Source organism: Mycolicibacterium insubricum, assembly GCF_010731615.1.
GTDB lineage: Bacteria > Actinomycetota > Actinomycetes > Mycobacteriales > Mycobacteriaceae > Mycobacterium > Mycobacterium insubricum.
The window spans coordinates 2,509,113-2,524,373 of the sequence record NZ_AP022618.1 but is presented as its reverse complement, the minus strand read 5'-3'; the positions used below and the strand labels follow the sequence as shown (position 1 = coordinate 2,524,373).

The 15,261-nt window shown below is 69.9% G+C and carries 15 protein-coding genes; 5 read left to right on the top strand and 10 right to left on the bottom strand.

The window, feature by feature from the left end; all coding sequences use genetic code 11:
• Positions 1-22: 22 nt before the first annotated feature.
• From G6N16_RS12100 to G6N16_RS12070, 7 genes are all read right to left on the bottom strand, one after another.
• Positions 23-367 (bottom strand): metal-sulfur cluster assembly factor, encoded by a 345-nt coding sequence (locus tag G6N16_RS12100; RefSeq protein ID WP_083030482.1) that lies wholly within the window; start codon positions 365-367, stop codon positions 23-25.
• The gene (gene sufU, locus G6N16_RS12095) at positions 364-852 is read right to left on the bottom strand and encodes a Fe-S cluster assembly sulfur transfer protein SufU (RefSeq protein WP_083030483.1); all 489 of its coding nucleotides are present in this window, start codon (positions 850-852) and stop codon (positions 364-366) included. The genes G6N16_RS12100 and sufU overlap by 4 nt, the downstream gene beginning before the upstream one ends.
• Before the next feature lie 3 nt (positions 853-855).
• The gene (locus G6N16_RS12090; RefSeq protein WP_083030484.1) at positions 856-2,130 is read right to left on the bottom strand and encodes a cysteine desulfurase; all 1,275 of its coding nucleotides are present in this window, start codon (positions 2,128-2,130) and stop codon (positions 856-858) included.
• On the bottom strand, positions 2,130-2,897 hold the full coding sequence (gene sufC, locus G6N16_RS12085; RefSeq protein WP_083030485.1) for a Fe-S cluster assembly ATPase SufC: 768 nt from the start codon (positions 2,895-2,897) through the stop codon (positions 2,130-2,132). The genes G6N16_RS12090 and sufC overlap by 1 nt, the downstream gene beginning before the upstream one ends.
• Entirely contained in the window at positions 2,894-4,072 is a 1,179-nt protein-coding gene (gene sufD / locus G6N16_RS12080; RefSeq protein ID WP_083030486.1) for a Fe-S cluster assembly protein SufD, read from the bottom strand. The genes sufC and sufD overlap by 4 nt, the downstream gene beginning before the upstream one ends.
• Complete coding sequence (gene sufB / locus G6N16_RS12075) at positions 4,072-5,517, bottom strand: Fe-S cluster assembly protein SufB (protein ID WP_083030487.1); 1,446 nt, start codon at positions 5,515-5,517, stop codon at positions 4,072-4,074. The genes sufD and sufB overlap by 1 nt, the downstream gene beginning before the upstream one ends.
• Before the next feature lie 65 nt (positions 5,518-5,582).
• Positions 5,583-6,335: a helix-turn-helix transcriptional regulator gene (locus tag G6N16_RS12070; protein WP_179961198.1), complete on the bottom strand. Its 753-nt coding sequence runs from the start codon at positions 6,333-6,335 to the stop codon at positions 5,583-5,585.
• A 31-nt stretch (positions 6,336-6,366) separates the two neighbouring features.
• Here G6N16_RS12070 and mptB point away from each other — a divergent pair, with 31 nt between their 5' ends.
• From mptB to G6N16_RS12050, 4 genes are read left to right on the top strand one after another with little or no spacing between them, the layout of a single operon-like run.
• On the top strand, positions 6,367-8,031 hold the full coding sequence (gene mptB, locus G6N16_RS12065; protein WP_083030488.1) for a polyprenol phosphomannose-dependent alpha 1,6 mannosyltransferase MptB: 1,665 nt from the start codon (positions 6,367-6,369) through the stop codon (positions 8,029-8,031).
• A 16-nt stretch (positions 8,032-8,047) separates the two neighbouring features.
• Positions 8,048-8,980, top strand: a complete 933-nt coding sequence (locus G6N16_RS12060; RefSeq protein WP_083030489.1) for an ABC transporter ATP-binding protein — start codon at positions 8,048-8,050, stop codon at positions 8,978-8,980.
• Complete coding sequence (locus G6N16_RS12055) at positions 8,977-9,786, top strand: ABC transporter permease (protein ID WP_083030490.1); 810 nt, start codon at positions 8,977-8,979, stop codon at positions 9,784-9,786. The genes G6N16_RS12060 and G6N16_RS12055 overlap by 4 nt, the downstream gene beginning before the upstream one ends.
• 47 nt (positions 9,787-9,833) lie before the next feature.
• On the top strand, positions 9,834-10,817 hold the full coding sequence (locus G6N16_RS12050; protein ID WP_083030491.1) for a COX15/CtaA family protein: 984 nt from the start codon (positions 9,834-9,836) through the stop codon (positions 10,815-10,817).
• 34 nt (positions 10,818-10,851) lie between these two features.
• On the opposite strand, the gene G6N16_RS12045 is transcribed toward G6N16_RS12050, so the two are convergent.
• Complete coding sequence (locus tag G6N16_RS12045; protein ID WP_083030512.1) at positions 10,852-11,796, bottom strand: ATP-grasp domain-containing protein; 945 nt, start codon at positions 11,794-11,796, stop codon at positions 10,852-10,854.
• Positions 11,797-11,838: 42 nt separating this feature from the next.
• Here G6N16_RS12045 and G6N16_RS12040 point away from each other — a divergent pair, with 42 nt between their 5' ends.
• On the top strand, positions 11,839-12,813 hold the full coding sequence (locus G6N16_RS12040) for a quinone oxidoreductase family protein (protein WP_083030492.1): 975 nt from the start codon (positions 11,839-11,841) through the stop codon (positions 12,811-12,813).
• On the opposite strand, the gene G6N16_RS12035 is transcribed toward G6N16_RS12040, so the two are convergent.
• The gene (locus G6N16_RS12035) at positions 12,810-14,282 is read right to left on the bottom strand and encodes a flavin-containing monooxygenase (RefSeq protein WP_083030493.1); all 1,473 of its coding nucleotides are present in this window, start codon (positions 14,280-14,282) and stop codon (positions 12,810-12,812) included. The two genes, G6N16_RS12040 and G6N16_RS12035, sit on opposite strands and share 4 nt — an antisense overlap.
• A 24-nt stretch (positions 14,283-14,306) precedes the next feature.
• Positions 14,307-15,251, bottom strand: a complete 945-nt coding sequence (locus G6N16_RS12030) for a heme o synthase (protein ID WP_083030494.1) — start codon at positions 15,249-15,251, stop codon at positions 14,307-14,309.
• Positions 15,252-15,261: the final 10 nt, after the last annotated feature.

The following is a 15,261-nucleotide window of genomic DNA, read 5'->3' as shown; positions in this document are numbered from 1 at the left end:
GAGAATTCGGGGCCCGAAGTCGCTAAACGGTGAAGCCCAGGGCCCGGAGCTGCTCGCGGCCGTCGTCGGTGATCTTGTCCGGGCCCCACGGCGGGTTCCACACCCAGTTCAGCCGGATCTCGCTGACCAGGCCCGCGCCCACCAGCGCGGTGCGGGTCTGGTCCTCGATGACATCGGTGAGCGGGCAGGCCGGGGACGTTAGGGTCATGTCGATCAACGCGATCTTGCCGGGCTCGCCCTGCTCGACGTTGAGCCCGTAGACCAAGCCCAGGTCCACCACGTTGATGCCCAGCTCGGGGTCCACCACGTCGCGCATGGCCTCCTCGACATCGACCAGCAACTGCTCTTCGGGCGTCAGGGTGCTCATTCGGCCGTCTCCTTTGATCGTGTCCGGGCTGCCAGCGCATGTTTTTCCCCGCTGGCCTGGGCCAGCGCATCTTTGAAAGCCATCCAGCCCAGCAGCGCACACTTGACCCGGGCCGGGTACTTGGCGACGCCGGCGAAGGCGACGCCGTCGCCGATGAGATCCTCGTCGCCGGCGATGGTGCCGCGCGAGGAGATCATCTCCTGGAAGGCGGTCACGGTTTTCAGTGCGTCGCCGACGGTTTCGCCGATCACCTCGTCGGCGAGCACCGAGGTCGCGGCCTGGCTGATCGAGCAGCCCTGCCCGTCGTAGGACACGTCGTTGACCGTCTGGCCGTCGTCGGACAGCGTGACCCGCAGGGTGATCTCGTCACCGCAGGTCGGGTTGACGTGATGTACCTGGGCGTCGAACGGATCGCGCAGCCCGCGGTGGTGCGGGTGTTTGTAGTGGTCCAGGATCACGTCCTGGTACATCTGTTCCAGTCGCACGGTTCAGCTCCTGCCGAAGAACTCGACGGCGCGGCGTACCCCGGCAACCATCCGGTCCACCTCGTCGAGGGTGTTGTAGACGGCGAACGAGGCGCGCACGGTGGCGGCGACGCCGAAGCGGCGGTGCAGCGGCCAGGCGCAGTGGTGCCCGACGCGGACCGCGACCCCCTCGTCGTCGAGGACCTGCCCGACGTCGTGCGCGTGCACGCCGTCGACCACGAAGGACACCGGGGATCCGCGCAATCCGGCGGTCACCGAGTCCTGCGCCGACGGCCCGATGATGCGGACCTCCGGGATGTCCTGGAGCCCGGCCAGTGCGGCCAGCACCAGCTCGTGCTCGTGGGCCGCGACGGCGTCCATGCCGATCGCCTCGAGGTAGCCCACGGCCGCGGCCAGGCCGACGACCTGCGAGGTCATCGGGGTGCCGGCCTCGAAGCGCTGCGGGGCGGGCGCATACGTGGAGCGCTCCATGGTGACCGTCTCGATCATCGAGCCGCCGGTGAGGAACGGCGGCAGCTCCGACAGCAGTTCGCGGCGGCCGTAGAGCGCGCCGATGCCGGTCGGGCCGAGCATCTTGTGCCCGGAGAACGCCGCGAAATCGACGTCCAGGGCGGTGAAGTCGACGGGTTGGTGCGGCACCGACTGGCAGGCGTCGAGTACCGTCAGCGCGCCGACGGCCTTGGCCCGGGCCACCAGTTCGGGCACCGGGGCGATCGCGCCGGTGACGTTCGAGTGGTGCGAGAACGCCACCACCTTGACCCGCTCGTCCAGGGTCAGCGAATCCAGGTCGATGCGCCCGGAATCGGTGACCCCGTACCAGCGCAGCTCGGCGCCGGCGCGACGGCACAGCTCCTGCCACGGGATCAGGTTGGCGTGGTGTTCGAGTTCGGTGACCACCACGACGTCGCCCGGCCCGACGGCACCGGCGAACCGGTTGTCGCCCAGCACATAGGACAGCAGGTTCAGCCCCTCGGTGGCGTTGCGGACGAACACCAGCTCGTCGTCGCCGGCGCCGACAAAGGCCGCGATCGCAGCGCGGCCGTCCTCGTAGGCGTCGGTCGCCTCCTCCATCAGCTGGTGCGCACCGCGGTGCACCGCGCCGTAGTGATTGAGCAGAAAGTCGCGTTCGGCGTCGAGCACCGCCAGCGGCTTCTGCGAGGTCGCCCCGGAGTCCAGGTACGCCAACTGCTGCCCGCCGCGCATCACCTTGCCCAGGATCGGGAAGTCGGCGCGAATGGCGGTCAGCCGGTCGGCGTCAAGCCCGGTGGCGGTGGTCATCATGCACCGGCCGAGGCCTGGGTGAACCGTTCGTAGCCGTGCTCCTCGAGCTGGTCGGCCAACTCCGGGCCGCCGGATTCCACGATCCGGCCGTCGACGAAGACGTGCACGAACTGCGGACGGATGTAGCGCAGGATCCGGGTGTAGTGGGTGATCAGCAGGATGCCGCCGTGCTCGGCCTCGGCGTACCGGTTGACGCCCTCGCTGACGATCCGCAGCGCGTCGACGTCCAGGCCGGAGTCGGTCTCGTCGAGGATGGCGATCTTGGGCTTGAGCAGGCTCAGCTGCAGGATCTCGTGGCGCTTCTTCTCGCCGCCGGAGAAGCCCTCGTTGACGCTGCGTTCGCCGAAGGTCGGGTCGATCTCCAGTTCGGCCATCGCCGATTTGACCTCTTTGACCCAGTGCCGCAGTTTCGGTGCCTCGCCGCGCACGGCGGTGGCCGCGGTGCGCAGGAAGTTCGACATCGACACCCCGGGCACCTCGACCGGGTACTGCATCGCCAAAAACAGTCCGGCGCGGGCACGTTCGTCGACGTTCATGGCCAACACGTCGGCACCGTCGAGGGTGATCGACCCGGACGTCACCCGGTAACGGGGGTGTCCGGCGATGGCGTAGGACAGCGTCGACTTGCCGGATCCGTTGGGGCCCATCACCGCATGCGTCTCACCCGAGCGCACGATCAGGTCCACGCCCTTGAGGATCGGGATCTCGGTGCCGTCGTCGGCGATGACGGCGGCGTGCAGGTCTTTGATTTCCAGGGTGGTCACGACATTCTCGATTCGGTGAGTTCCAGCTCGTGTTCGATGGCGGCGGTGAGGCGATCCCGGACGGCCGGCACCGCGATCTTGGTGATGATCTCGTTGAAGAATCCGCGGACCACCAGCCGGCGGGCCTGGTCTTCGGGAATGCCCCGGGCCCTCAGGTAGAACAGCTGCTCGTCGTCGAAACGTCCGGTGGCGCTGGCGTGCCCAGCGCCGACGATCTCGCCGGTCTCGATCTCCAGGTTGGGCACCGAGTCGGCGCGGGCACCGTCGGTGAGCAGCAGGTTGCGGTTGACCTCGAAGGTGTCGGTGCCGGTGGCTTCGGCGCGGATCAGCACGTCGCCGATCCACACGGTGTGCGCGTCGGGCCGCCGCGACTCCGGATCCCCTTGCACCGCACCCTTGTAGAGCACGTCGGAGCGGCAGTTGGGGTGGGTGTGGTCGACCAGCAACCGAGATTCGAAAAACTGGCCGTCGTCGGCGAAGTAGGTGCCGAGCAGCTGGGCGTCCCCGCCCGGGGCGGTGAACCGGGTGGTGATCGCGGTGCGCACCACGTCGCCGCCGAGGGTGACGTTGACGTGCCCGAACCGGGCGTCGCGGCCCAGTTTGGCGTGGTGGGCGCTGACCTGCACCATGTCCGGCGCCCAGTCGGCGATCCAGATGACCCCGAGTGCGGCGGCGTCGCCGACGATCAGTTCGACGTTGTCGGCGTAGGTGCCGCTGCCGCGCAGGTCGACGACGACGATCGCCCGGGCGAGTTCCTCGACGCGGATCTGCAGGTGCCCGTAGGCCACCTCGCCCTCGCCGGGGCCGTCGATGGTGATCCGGACGGCGTGCTCGACTTCGGCGCCACGTTCGACGGTGACCACGGTCGCCGAGTCGAATGACGAGAATGCCTGGGCGGCAACTCGATCCGTGGGCACTCCGCCCTGGCCGAGCCGCTGGTCATCGCGGCCGACGGTTTCGGTCCGCACGCCGGGCGCTTCGGTGACGGTGATCGTCGCGTGCCCCGTCGGCGTGGCCGAGCCGTCGTGCAGGCCGCGCAGCCGCCGCAGCGGGGTGAACCGCCAGTTCTCGTCGCGCCCGCCGGGTACCTCGAAGGCGTTGACGTCGAAGGAGGAGAAGAGCTCGCCCTTGTTGACCACGACCGGTGCGCCGGGCGTGGCTTCCAGTTGTGCCATTATCCGACCGCGCCTTCCATCTGCAGCTCGATCAGCCGGTTGAGCTCCAGCGCGTACTCCATCGGCAGTTCCTTGGCGATCGGCTCGACGAACCCGCGGACCACCATCGCCATCGCCTCGTCCTCGGTCAGTCCGCGGCTGCGCAGGTAGAACAGCTGGTTGTCGCTGACCTTCGACACCGTCGCCTCGTGCCCCATGGTGACGTCGTCCTCGCGGATGTCGACGTAGGGGTAGGTGTCGGAGCGGCTGATGGTATCCACCAGCAGCGCATCGCATTTCACGCTGGCCTTGGAGCCGTGCGCACCCTTGTTGATCTGCACCAGCCCGCGGTAGGAGGACCGGCCGCCGCCGCGGGCGACCGACTTGCTCACGATGTTGGAGCTGGTGTTGGGCGCCAAATGCAGCATCTTGGCCCCGGTGTCCTGGTGCTGGCCCTCGCCGGCGAACGCCACCGAGAGCACCTCGCCCTTGGCGTGCTCGCCGGTCATCCACACCGCCGGGTACTTCATGGTGACCTTGGAGCCGATGTTGCCGTCGATCCACTCCATGGTGGCGCCGGCCTCGGCCCGGGCCCGCTTGGTGACCAGGTTGTAGACGTTGTTCGACCAGTTCTGGATGGTGGTGTACCGAACGCGCGCACCGGGCTTGACGATGATCTCGACGACGGCCGAGTGCAGCGAATCGCTCTTGTAGATCGGCGCGGTGCAACCCTCGACGTAGTGCACGTAGGAGTTCTCGTCGGCGATGATCAGCGTCCGCTCGAACTGGCCCATGTTCTCGGTGTTGATCCGGAAGTAGGCCTGCAGCGGGATGTCGACGTGCACGCCGGGCGGGACGTAGATGAACGATCCGCCGGACCAGACCGCGGTGTTCAGCGCGGAGAACTTGTTGTCGCCGGCGGGGATGACGGTGCCGAAGTGTTCCTTGAAGATCTCCGGGTACTCCCGCAGCCCGGAGTCGGTGTCCAGGAAGATCACGCCCTGGGCCTCCAGGTCCTCGCGGATCTGGTGGTACACCACTTCGCTCTCGTACTGGGCCGCGACACCGGCGACCAGCCGCTGCTTTTCGGCCTCCGGGATGCCCAGGCGGTCATAGGTGTTGCGGATGTCCTCGGGCAGCTCCTCCCAGGACCCCGCCTGCTTCTCGGTGGACCGCACGAAGTACTTGATGTTGTCGAAGTCGATGCCGTCGAGGTTGGCACCCCAGTTGGGCATCGGCTTCTTCTCGAAGGTGCGGAGCGCCCGGAGCCGGATGTCGAGCATCCACTCCGGCTCGTTCTTCTTCGCGGAGATGTCGCGGACCACCGCTTCGGACAGCCCCCGGGTGGCCGCGGCGCCGGCGGTATCGGAATCCGACCAGCCGTAGTCATAGTGCCCCAGTGACGCCAGTGCCTCTTCCTGCGACATCGGCCCCGTGACGGTTTCCGCCTCCGGTGTGAGAGTCATTGCGACGCTCCTCTTTTCGTTCGTCGGTGCTTCGGCGCGGGGCTGTGCCGAAGGTACTGCTACTGCTAGTGGGCGGTCGGGGCCAGCGGTACGTGGGTGGTACAGGCGCAGTCGCCGTTGACGATGGTGGCCAGCCGCTGGACGTGGGTGCCCAGCAGCTCCGACATCGCCTGCGCCTCGGCGTCGCACAGTTCCGGGAACTGGCTCGCGACATGCGATACCGGGCAGTGGTGCTGGCAGATCTGCACGCCGCGGATGGGCCCGCCCACCGGCGTGGTGCTGGTGACATAGCCGGCGCCGGTCAGCGCCGCTGCGATCTGTTCGGCCGTCCGTTCGACGGTCTCTTCGTCCTCGTCGGCGGCCGGTGCCACGGTTTCCAGGATCGCGTCGATGCGGCGCCGGGCGAAGGTGCGCACGGCGTCGTCGCCGCCGATCTCCCGCAACTGCCGCATGGCCGCCGAGGCCAGGTCGTCATAAGCGTGTTCGAGCTTGGCCCGGCCGGCCGCGGTCAGCAGATACCGCTTGGCGGGCCGGCCCCGGCCCTCCTGCTGCCAGGCCGCCGCCGCGTTCGCCTGGGCGTCGCCGGCTTCGATCAGAGCGTCCAGGTGCCGACGGACACCGGCGGCCGACAGCCCGAGCTGGGCCGAGATGCCACCGGCGGTGATGGGCCCGGATTCCAGCAGCAGCTGGATGATGGCCCGGCGGGTGTGACCGTCACCGGCCGCGGGCGCCACTGCGGGTGCCGCGGGAACAACCCCGGGAACGAATTTCACAACATCAGTGTGGCGCAATTCCGCGAGCCGGTCCAGCAAGGGCACCCTTACCTGCCTCGGGCGCTAGGCTGCCCGGGTGGCACCCCGCCGATCCGCGCTGTCCTCGCAGGCGCTGAGCACGTCGATCAATCGGTGGCACGGCGACGAGCGGGCGGTCGGCGCACCGCTGAACGCCGGCGAGTTGCGCACCATGCGCCGCACCCGGATCTTCGGCGCGACCGGAACGATGCTGATGGCCATCGGGGCGCTGGGTGCCGGGGCCCGTCCGGTAGTGCAGGACCCGACGTTCGGGGTCCGGCTGCTCAACCTGCCGTCGCGGCTGCAGACGGTGTCGCTGACCATGACCACCACCGGCGCGGTGATGATGGCCCTTGCCTGGCTGCTGCTGGGCCGCTTCGCGCTCGGCCCGCGCTCCCCGGTGGGCAGCCCGCGGCTGATGTCCCGAGCCGATCTGGACCGCACGCTGCTGCTGTGGATGCTGCCGCTGCTGGTCGCCCCGCCGATGTACAGCAAGGACGTCTACTCCTACCTGGCCCAGAGCGAGATCGCCAGCAAGGGCCTGGACCCCTACGCGGTGGGGCCCGCCCCCGGCCTGGGACTCGGCCACGTCTTCACCCTGTCGGTGCCGAGCATGTGGCGCGACACCCCGGCGCCGTACGGGCCGCTGTTTCTGTGGATCGGCCGCGACATCTCCGACCTGACCGGCGAGAACATCGTCGCCGCGGTGCTCTGCCACCGGCTGATCGTGCTGGTCGGCGTGCTGATGATCGTCTGGGCGATCCCCCGGCTGGCGCGGCGCTGCGGGGTCGCCGAGGTCAGCGCACTATGGCTGGGCGCCACCAACCCGCTGCTGCTGATGCACCTGGTTGCCGGCATCCACAACGAAGCGCTGATGCTGGGCCTGATGCTGGCCGGCACCGAGTTCGCATTGCGCGGCATCGATTCGCACCGGCGGCTGGTGCCCCGGCCGCTGGCCTGGCCCACTGACCGACAGACTTGGCGAAGCTGGGTCCCGTTGGCCGAGCTGCTGCTGGGCGCGGTGCTGATCACGCTGTCCTCGCAGGTCAAGCTGCCGTCGCTACTGGCGCTCGGGTTCGTCGCGATGGCGCTGGCGCACCGCTGGGGCGGCACCGTCAAGGCGTTCCTGATCTCCTGCACCAGCCTGGGCACCCTGTCGCTGGCCGTGATGGCCGCGGTCGGCTGGGCCAGCGGGCTGGGCTTCGGCTGGCTGTTCACCCTCGGGACGGCGAATGTGGTGCGCAGCTGGATGTCGCCGCCGACGCTGCTGGCGCTGGGCTCTGGGCAGATCGGCATCCTGCTGGGGCTGGGTGACCACACCACGGCGGTGTTGTCGCTGACCCGCGCCATCGGCGTGCTGATCATCGCGGTGGTGGTCAGCTGGCTGCTGGTCGCCGTGCTGCGCGGCCGGCTGCACCCGGTCGGCGGCCTGGGCGTCGCGCTCGGCGCCACGGTGCTGCTGTTCCCCGTGGTGCAGCCGTGGTACCTGCTGTGGGCGATCATCCCGCTGGCCTGCTGGGCGTCGCGGCCCCGGTTCCGCATCGCGGCGATCGTGGTGTCGCTGGTCGTCGGCATTTTCGGTCCCACCGCCAACGGTGACCGTTTCACCCTGTTCCAGATCGCCTACGCCACTGCGGCCAGCGCCCTGATCGTCGCCGCCCTGGTGGTACTCACCCACCGGCAACTGCCCTGGCGGCGGCCGGTGGAGGCGCAAGCGCCGTGACCTACGCTGGATCACCGTGAGTTCGCCATCGGAGGGCCCGGCAGTACGGCTGCGCGGGGTCAGCAAGCGCTACGGGCCGACGACGGCGGTGTCCGAGCTCGATCTGGACGTCGCACGCGCCGAGGTGTTCGCGCTGCTGGGACCCAACGGCGCCGGCAAGACCAGCACCGTCGAGATGTGCGAGGGATTCATCGCCCCCGACTCCGGGACCATCGAGGTGCTGGGCCTGAACCCGGTGGCCGACAACGCCCGGCTGCGCCCGCGGATCGGCGTGATGCTGCAGGGCGGCGGCGGCTATCCGGCCGCCAAGGCCGGGGAGATGCTGCGGCTGGTGGCCGCCTACTCCGCCGATCCGCTGGATCCGGCGTGGCTGCTGGACACCCTGGGGCTGACCGACGCCGCCGGCACCACCTACCGTCGGCTCTCCGGCGGCCAGCAGCAGCGCCTGGCGTTGGCCTGCGCCGTCGTCGGCCGCCCGGAACTGGTGTTTCTCGACGAGCCGACGGCCGGGATGGACGCGCACGCCCGCCTGGTGGTGTGGGAGCTGATCGACGCGCTGCGCCGTGACGGGGTGACCGTCGTGCTGACCACCCATCACCTCAACGAGGCCGAGGAACTCGCCGACCGGATCGTCATCATCGACCACGGCAAGACGGTGGCCGCCGGGACGCCCGCCGAGCTGATGCGCTCCGGTGCCGAGGACCAGCTGCGGTTCTCCGCCCCGCCCCGGCTGGACCTGGCACTGCTGACCGCGGCGCTGCCGGAGGGCTACCGGGTCAGCGAGACCGGCACCGGTGACTATCTGATCGAGGGCTGCATCGAACCGCAGGTGCTGGCCACCGTGACCGCCTGGTGCGCCCGGCTGGACGTGCTGGCCACCAATATGCGCGTCGAACAGCGCAGCCTGGAGGACGTTTTCCTCGACCTGACCGGACGGGAGCTGCGATGACCGACGCCACCGGGGCCGAACAGGCCCTGTTCCCGCCCGGCACCTTCGCGCCGGACCCCCGGCCGTCGTCGGTGCCGAGGATGCTGGCCGCCCAGTACGGCCTGGAACTCAAACTGTTGCTGCGCAACGGCGAGCAGCTGCTGCTGACCATGTTCATCCCGATCACCCTGCTGGTCGGGATGATCCTGCTGCCGCTGGGTGACTTCGGGCCCGACCGGGCCGCCCGGGCGGCGGTGTTCACCCCGGCCATCATGGCGCTGGCGGTGATCTCGACGGCGTTCACCGGCCAGGCCATCGCGGTGGCCTTCGACCGCCGCTACGGCGCCCTCAAGCGGCTCGGCGCGACCGCCCTGCCGGTGTGGGGGGTCATCGCCGGCAAGGCGCTGGCCGTGGTGACGACGGTGTTCCTGCAGGCCATCCTGCTCGGCGGCATCGCACTGGCCCTGGGCTGGCGGCCGAACCCGGCCGGCCTGGCACTCGGCGCGCTGGTGATCACGCTGGGCACGGCGACCTTCGCCGCGCTCGGCCTGCTGCTGGGCGGCACGCTGCGCGCCGAGATCGTGCTGGCGGTGGCCAACCTGGGCTGGTTCGTCTTCGCCGGGCTGGGCGCGCTGGTGCTGCCCTCGAACGCCGGCCTGGTCCCCGCCTCGCTGCAGTCCTTCGCCCGGCTGAGCCCCTCGGGTGCACTGACCGAGGCGCTGACCCGGGCGGCGACGCTGTCGGTGGACGGGTTCGCCATCGCGGTGCTGGTCGTCTGGGGTGTGGTCGCGGGCGCGGGCGCGCTGCGCTGGTTCCGGTTCACCTGATCCGGCTCTACTACGGTCGGTAGTTTCGGCTCGGCTACCATCAGGCGGTGTCCATCGGAGCACTGTTCACCCGCCTCGTCGACCTGCTGCCCGAACCCAGCCGTCGGGCCCAGTCGGTCATCGCCGCGCTGGTGGTGCTCAGCCAGGGCCTGATCGCCGTCACCGGCGCGATCGTCCGGGTGACCGCCTCCGGGCTGGGTTGCCCCACCTGGCCGCAGTGCTTCCCGGGCAGCTTCGTACCCGTCGCGCACGCCGAGGTGCCTCGGATCCACCAGGCCGTCGAGTTCGGTAACCGCATGGTGACCTTCCTGGTGGTGGCGACCGCGATCGCCGCGGTGCTGGCGCTGACCCGGGCGCACCGGCGCCGCGAGGTGCTGGTCTACGCGTGGCTGATGCCGGCCTCGACCGTGCTGCAGGCCGTCATCGGCGGGATCACCGTGCGCACCGGGCTGCTGTGGTGGACCGTCGCCGTGCACCTGGTGGTGTCGATGGCGATGGTGTGGCTGGCGACACTGCTGTTCATCAAGGTCGGCGAGCCCGACGACGGCGTGCCCGTCCGGGTGGTGCCCGCCCCCCTGCGCGCACTGACCGCACTCGGCGCGGTGTCGCTGGCCGCTGTTCTGGTGACCGGCACTCTGGTCACCGCCGCCGGCCCGCATGCCGGTGACAAGAGCGTCGAGCGGCCCGTCGCCCGGCTGGCGGTGGAGATCACCACGCTGGTGCAGCTGCATGGCGGGCTCCTGGTGGCCTATCTGTGCCTGCTGGTGGGCCTGGGCTTCGGGCTGGCGGCCGTGCGGGCACCCCGGCGGGTGCGGCTGCGGCTGGGCGTCCTGGTGGGCCTGGTCGCGTTGCAGGGCGTGGTCGGCGTCGTTCAGTTCGAGAACGGGGTGCCCGCGGCCCTGGTCGCCGTGCACGTCGCGCTGGCCGCCGCCATCACCGCGGGCACGGCCGCGGTATGGGCCGTCGGGAAGACCCGCGAACCCATCGAGTCAGACGCAGCGCTGCCGGGCACCGGCGTGTCGACCGCCTGAGGTCTGACTCGACGCCAAACGGGCTCAGCGCCCCTCAGAACTTGGGCGGGCGGTGCGACATCGGGCCCAGGCCGAGGCGCTGCAGCGCCGATTCCACCGCCATGGCGAACCGGCGCTCCCCCGCCGCCCGCACCGCCGGACTCTGCACGGCCCAGCCCAGACTCGGCTCGACCAGCTCCAGTTCCAGCAGCGTGGCGTCCTCGGCACCGCCGATCAGGTCCACCCGGGCGTAGAGCAGGTCGCCGACGGCGATGCCCAGGTGCGCGACGGCCGCCGCCAACACCCCGGCGCCGAAGTCCCAGACCCGCGGATCGGGGTCGGCGGCGGCCAGCTGTTCGACGGCGAAGGTGCCCGACGGGTCCAGCTCGGCGGGGTATCCCTCCTCGGCCAGCATCGGCGCCTTGGTGAAGGCGTGCGACGGCTCGCCGCCGAAGAACACCAGCGCCGTCTCGCCGGCCTCGATGCGCCGGTCATACGGCTGCACCAGCACGGTGGATCCCGCGTCGTGCAGCGCTTCGGCGTGCCGGCGGGCCGCGGTGTGGCCGTCGAACAGGCACGCCCCGACCGATCCGGCGCCGACCGCCGGCTTGACCACCACGCTGCCGCCGGGCAGGTGCACGGTCTCGCCGGGATCGAAGAACTCGCTCTCCACCACCCGGACTCCGGCCACCGCCAGGTCATGCAGGTAGCGTTTGTCGACGTTCCAGGCCACCACGTCGGCGGAGTTCAGCAGCTGCGGCACCGCGCGGGCCCAGTCCAGGAACTCCGGCAGCCGCTCGGTGTAGTCCCAGGTGGCGCGCAGGATCACCAGGTCCGCGGCCAGGGTCGCCGGGTCGTCCCAAGGCAGCCAGTGCGCGTGCTGGCCGCGGACGCGCAGGGCCTGCACCAGGCCGTCGTCGTCGCCGTCCCCGGCGGGCAGCCGAGAACACCCGGCCAGCACGATGCGTGGGTGAAAGACATCGGGACGCGCCAACTTCATCCGAACCTCACTGACCGAAGCGTCGTCAAGCATGATGGTGGCATGCACGCTATCGAAGTCGCCCAGACCGGCGGTCCGGAAGCCCTGTCCTTCGTCGAGTGCGACCGCCCCGAGCCGGGTCCGGGCGAGGTGCTGATCAAGGCCGAGGCGATCGGCGTGAACTTCATCGACACCTATTTCCGGTCCGGTCTGTACCCACGGGAACTGCCGTTCGTGGTCGGTTCGGAGGTGTGCGGGACGGTCGCCGCGGTCGGCGAGGGGGTGGCCGCGCTCAACGTCGGCGACCGGGTGGTGACCGCCAACGCCGACGGCGCCTACGCCGAATTCTGCGTTGCCCCAGCGGATTTCGTTGCCTACGTGCCCGAGGGCGTGGCGGCCGACGCGATCGCCTCGGCGCTGCTGAAGGGGATGACGGCCCACTACCTGATCAAGTCGGTGTACCCGGTGGGCCCGCAGGACACCGTGCTGGTGCACGCCGGCGCCGGCGGCGTCGGGCTGATCCTGACCCAGTGGGCCACCGGCATCGGCACCAAGGTGATCACCACGGCGTCCACCCAGGCCAAGGCCGACCTGTCGCGGGCCGCCGGTGCGGTCGCGGTGCTCGACTACCCCGAGGATCCCACCGAGTTCGGCGACCGGATCCGGGAACTGACCGGCGGCCACGGCGTCAACGCCGTGTACGACGGGGTGGGCCGCTCCACCTTCGACGCCAGCCTGGCCAGCCTCGCCGTGCGCGGCACCCTGGCGCTGTTCGGGGCGTCCTCGGGCCCGGTCCCGCCGGTGGATCCGCAGCGCCTCAACACCGCCGGATCGGTGTACCTGACCCGGCCCAACCTCGCGCACTTCACCCGGACCGCCGACGAATTCGCCTGGCGCGCGGGCGAGCTGATGGACGAGATCGCCTCGGGGGTGCTGAACATCACGGTCAGCGAACACTATCCGCTGGCCGAGGCCGCACGGGCACATCAGGACCTGCAGGACCGCAAGACCGTCGGCTCGATCGTGCTGGTGCCCTAGCGTCCGACGAAGTCGTAGTCCGACTCGCGCAGCCGGTGCGCGGCCGCGCGGTAGGCGAAGGTGAAGCCGGGCCAGTTCTGGGTGTTCTTGCCGGCGGCGGTCCGGTACCAGCTCGAGCAGTTCTCCGCCCAGACCGTGTGGTCGAGTTTGTGCTGAATGCGCATGTTGAACTCGGAAAGTACATCGGGGCGCACCTCGAGCCATTTGAGTCCGCGCCGCCGGATCTCGCCGACCGCGTCCAGCACGTGGCCCATCTGCGCTTCGAGCATGTAGACGATCGAGCTGTGCGACAGGTTGGTGTTGGGCCCGTAGAGCATGAAGAAGTTGGGGAACCCGGAGACCGACAGTCCCAGGTATGCCTCGGCGCCGTCGCGCCAGACGTCGTTGAGCCGGGTGCCACCGCGCCCGGTGATCTGCATCGGTGCGAGGAAGTCGGTGGCGGCGAACCCGGTGCCCAGGATGATGGTGTCGGCCTCGTGCAGCACGCCGTCGGCGGTGACCAGGCCCTGCGGCACGACGGCGGTGATCGGCTCGGTCACCAGGCTGACGTTGTCCCGCGCGAGTGCCTCGTAGTAGTCGTTGGACAGCAGAATCCGCTTGCAGCCCATGGGATCAGTGGGCGTGAGTTGCTCGCGCAACTGCGGGTCGCGGATATCGCGGGCCAGGTGGCGGCGGAACCGGATCTCATAGAGACGCAGGGCCTGCGGGTAGTCGACGAAGGCCAGCGCGCGGGGTTCCAGTTCGGCGTAGGTGACCCAGCGCGACAGCCTCAGCAGCGCCGGGATCCGCCGGAAGAGTTTCCGGACCGGCTTCGGGTAGGGGTAGTCGGGCTTGGGGAGCACGTGCGCGGCGCCGCGCTGGAACAGCTCGAGGTGGGCCGCCTGCGCGGCCACGGGCGGGACGAACTGGATCGCCGAGGCCCCGGTTCCGATCACCGCGACCTTCTCGCCGGTCAGGTCGTGGTCGTGGTCCCAGGTCGCCGAGTGGAACATCGTCCCGGCGAACGAGTCGAGGCCCGGGATCCGCGGGTACGCGGGGCGGCTCAGCTGGCCCGTCGCGGTGATCAAAACGGTGGCCCGGTGTGTGCCGCCGCCGCCGGCCAGTTCGATCACCCACTCGCCGGCCTCCTCGTCGAAACTCGCCCCGGTGACCTCGGTGTCGAACCGGATGTGCGGGTAGATGCCGAAGGAGCGGGCGCAGTGGCGCAGGTAGTCGTAAATCTCGTCGCGCGGGGCGAAGCGCCGGGACCATTCGGCATACGGCGCGAAGGAGAACGAGTACAGGTGTGAGGGCACATCGCAGGCGGCGCCGGGGTAGTCGTTGTCGCGCCAGACTCCCCCGACGTCGGAGGCCTTCTCGAACAGGGTCAGGTCGGTGATCCCGGCCTGCTTGAATTTGACGGCCATGCCGAGCCCGCCGAACCCGGCGCCGATGATGGCCACCGACGGCGACGAATTTGCTGTGCCCATACGGTGCCGACGCGCTCCCCGCGGCTACGGCCCGTAGAGGCTGAGCAGGGTGGGCAGGTCCAGCACCGAGTCGACGGCCAGTGCGACGAACACCGCCGACAGGTAGTTGTTGGACTGCAGGAACAGCTTCAGCGGCTTGACCGGTTCGCCGCGGTTCACCCCGGCCTGCAGCCGGTGTGCCAGCACCAGGAACCAGGCGCCGGCGGCGGCCGCGACCACCGTGTAGAGCCAGCCGGTGGCCGGCACCAGCGCGAGCGTGGCGATGACGGTCAGCCAGGTGTAGATGACGATCTGGCGGGTGACCTGCTTCTCGGTGGCCACCACCGGCAGCATCGGCACCCCCGCCGCGGCGTAGTCCTCCTTGTAGCGCATGGCCAGCGCCCAGGTGTGCGGCGGCGTCCAGAAGAAGATGACGGCGAACATCACCAGCGCCGGCCACTCGATGGTGCCGGTGACCGCCGACCAGCCGATCATCACCGGCATGCACCCGGCGGCGCCGCCCCACACCACGTTCTGCGAGGTCCGCCGCTTGAGCAGCAGCGTGTAGATGAACACGTAGAACGCAATGGTCAGCCCGGCCAGGTGCGCCGAGAGCATGTTCGTCGTCTGCCACAGCCAGAAGAAGGACGCCACCGACAGCACCAGGCCGAAGACCAGCGCGTGGCTGCGCGGCACACTCGCCCGGGCCAGCGGCCGGCGTTCTGTGCGCTTCATCACCTTGTCGATGTCGGCGTCGGCGACGCAGTTGAGCGTGTTCGCGCCCGCGGCGGCCAGCATGCCGCCGAACAGGGTGTTGAGGATCAGCAGCGGGTCGATGGCGTTGCCGCGGTTGGCCAGCAGCATCGCGGGAATGGTGGTGACCAGCAGCAATTCGATGACCCGGGGCTTGGTCAGCCCCAGGTAGGCCAGCATGGTGGAGCGGATGCGGCCGCCGCTCGCCGGGGCGACGCGTTCCTCGCGGATTCTCACCAACTGACTC

Coding starts and splice junctions, on each gene's coding strand:
- G6N16_RS12100 (WP_083030482.1), bottom strand. CDS start 367: ATGAGCACCCTGACGCCCGAAGAGCAGTTGCTGGTCGATGTCGAGGAG.
- G6N16_RS12090 (WP_083030484.1), bottom strand. CDS start 2,130: ATGACCACCGCCACCGGGCTTGACGCCGACCGGCTGACCGCCATTCGC.
- sufD (WP_083030486.1), bottom strand. CDS start 4,072: ATGGCACAACTGGAAGCCACGCCCGGCGCACCGGTCGTGGTCAACAAG.
- sufB (WP_083030487.1), bottom strand. CDS start 5,517: ATGACTCTCACACCGGAGGCGGAAACCGTCACGGGGCCGATGTCGCAG.
- G6N16_RS12055 (WP_083030490.1), top strand. CDS start 8,977: ATGACCGACGCCACCGGGGCCGAACAGGCCCTGTTCCCGCCCGGCACC.
- G6N16_RS12045 (WP_083030512.1), bottom strand. CDS start 11,796: ATGAAGTTGGCGCGTCCCGATGTCTTTCACCCACGCATCGTGCTGGCC.
- G6N16_RS12040 (WP_083030492.1), top strand. CDS start 11,839: ATGCACGCTATCGAAGTCGCCCAGACCGGCGGTCCGGAAGCCCTGTCC.
- G6N16_RS12035 (WP_083030493.1), bottom strand. CDS start 14,282: ATGGGCACAGCAAATTCGTCGCCGTCGGTGGCCATCATCGGCGCCGGG.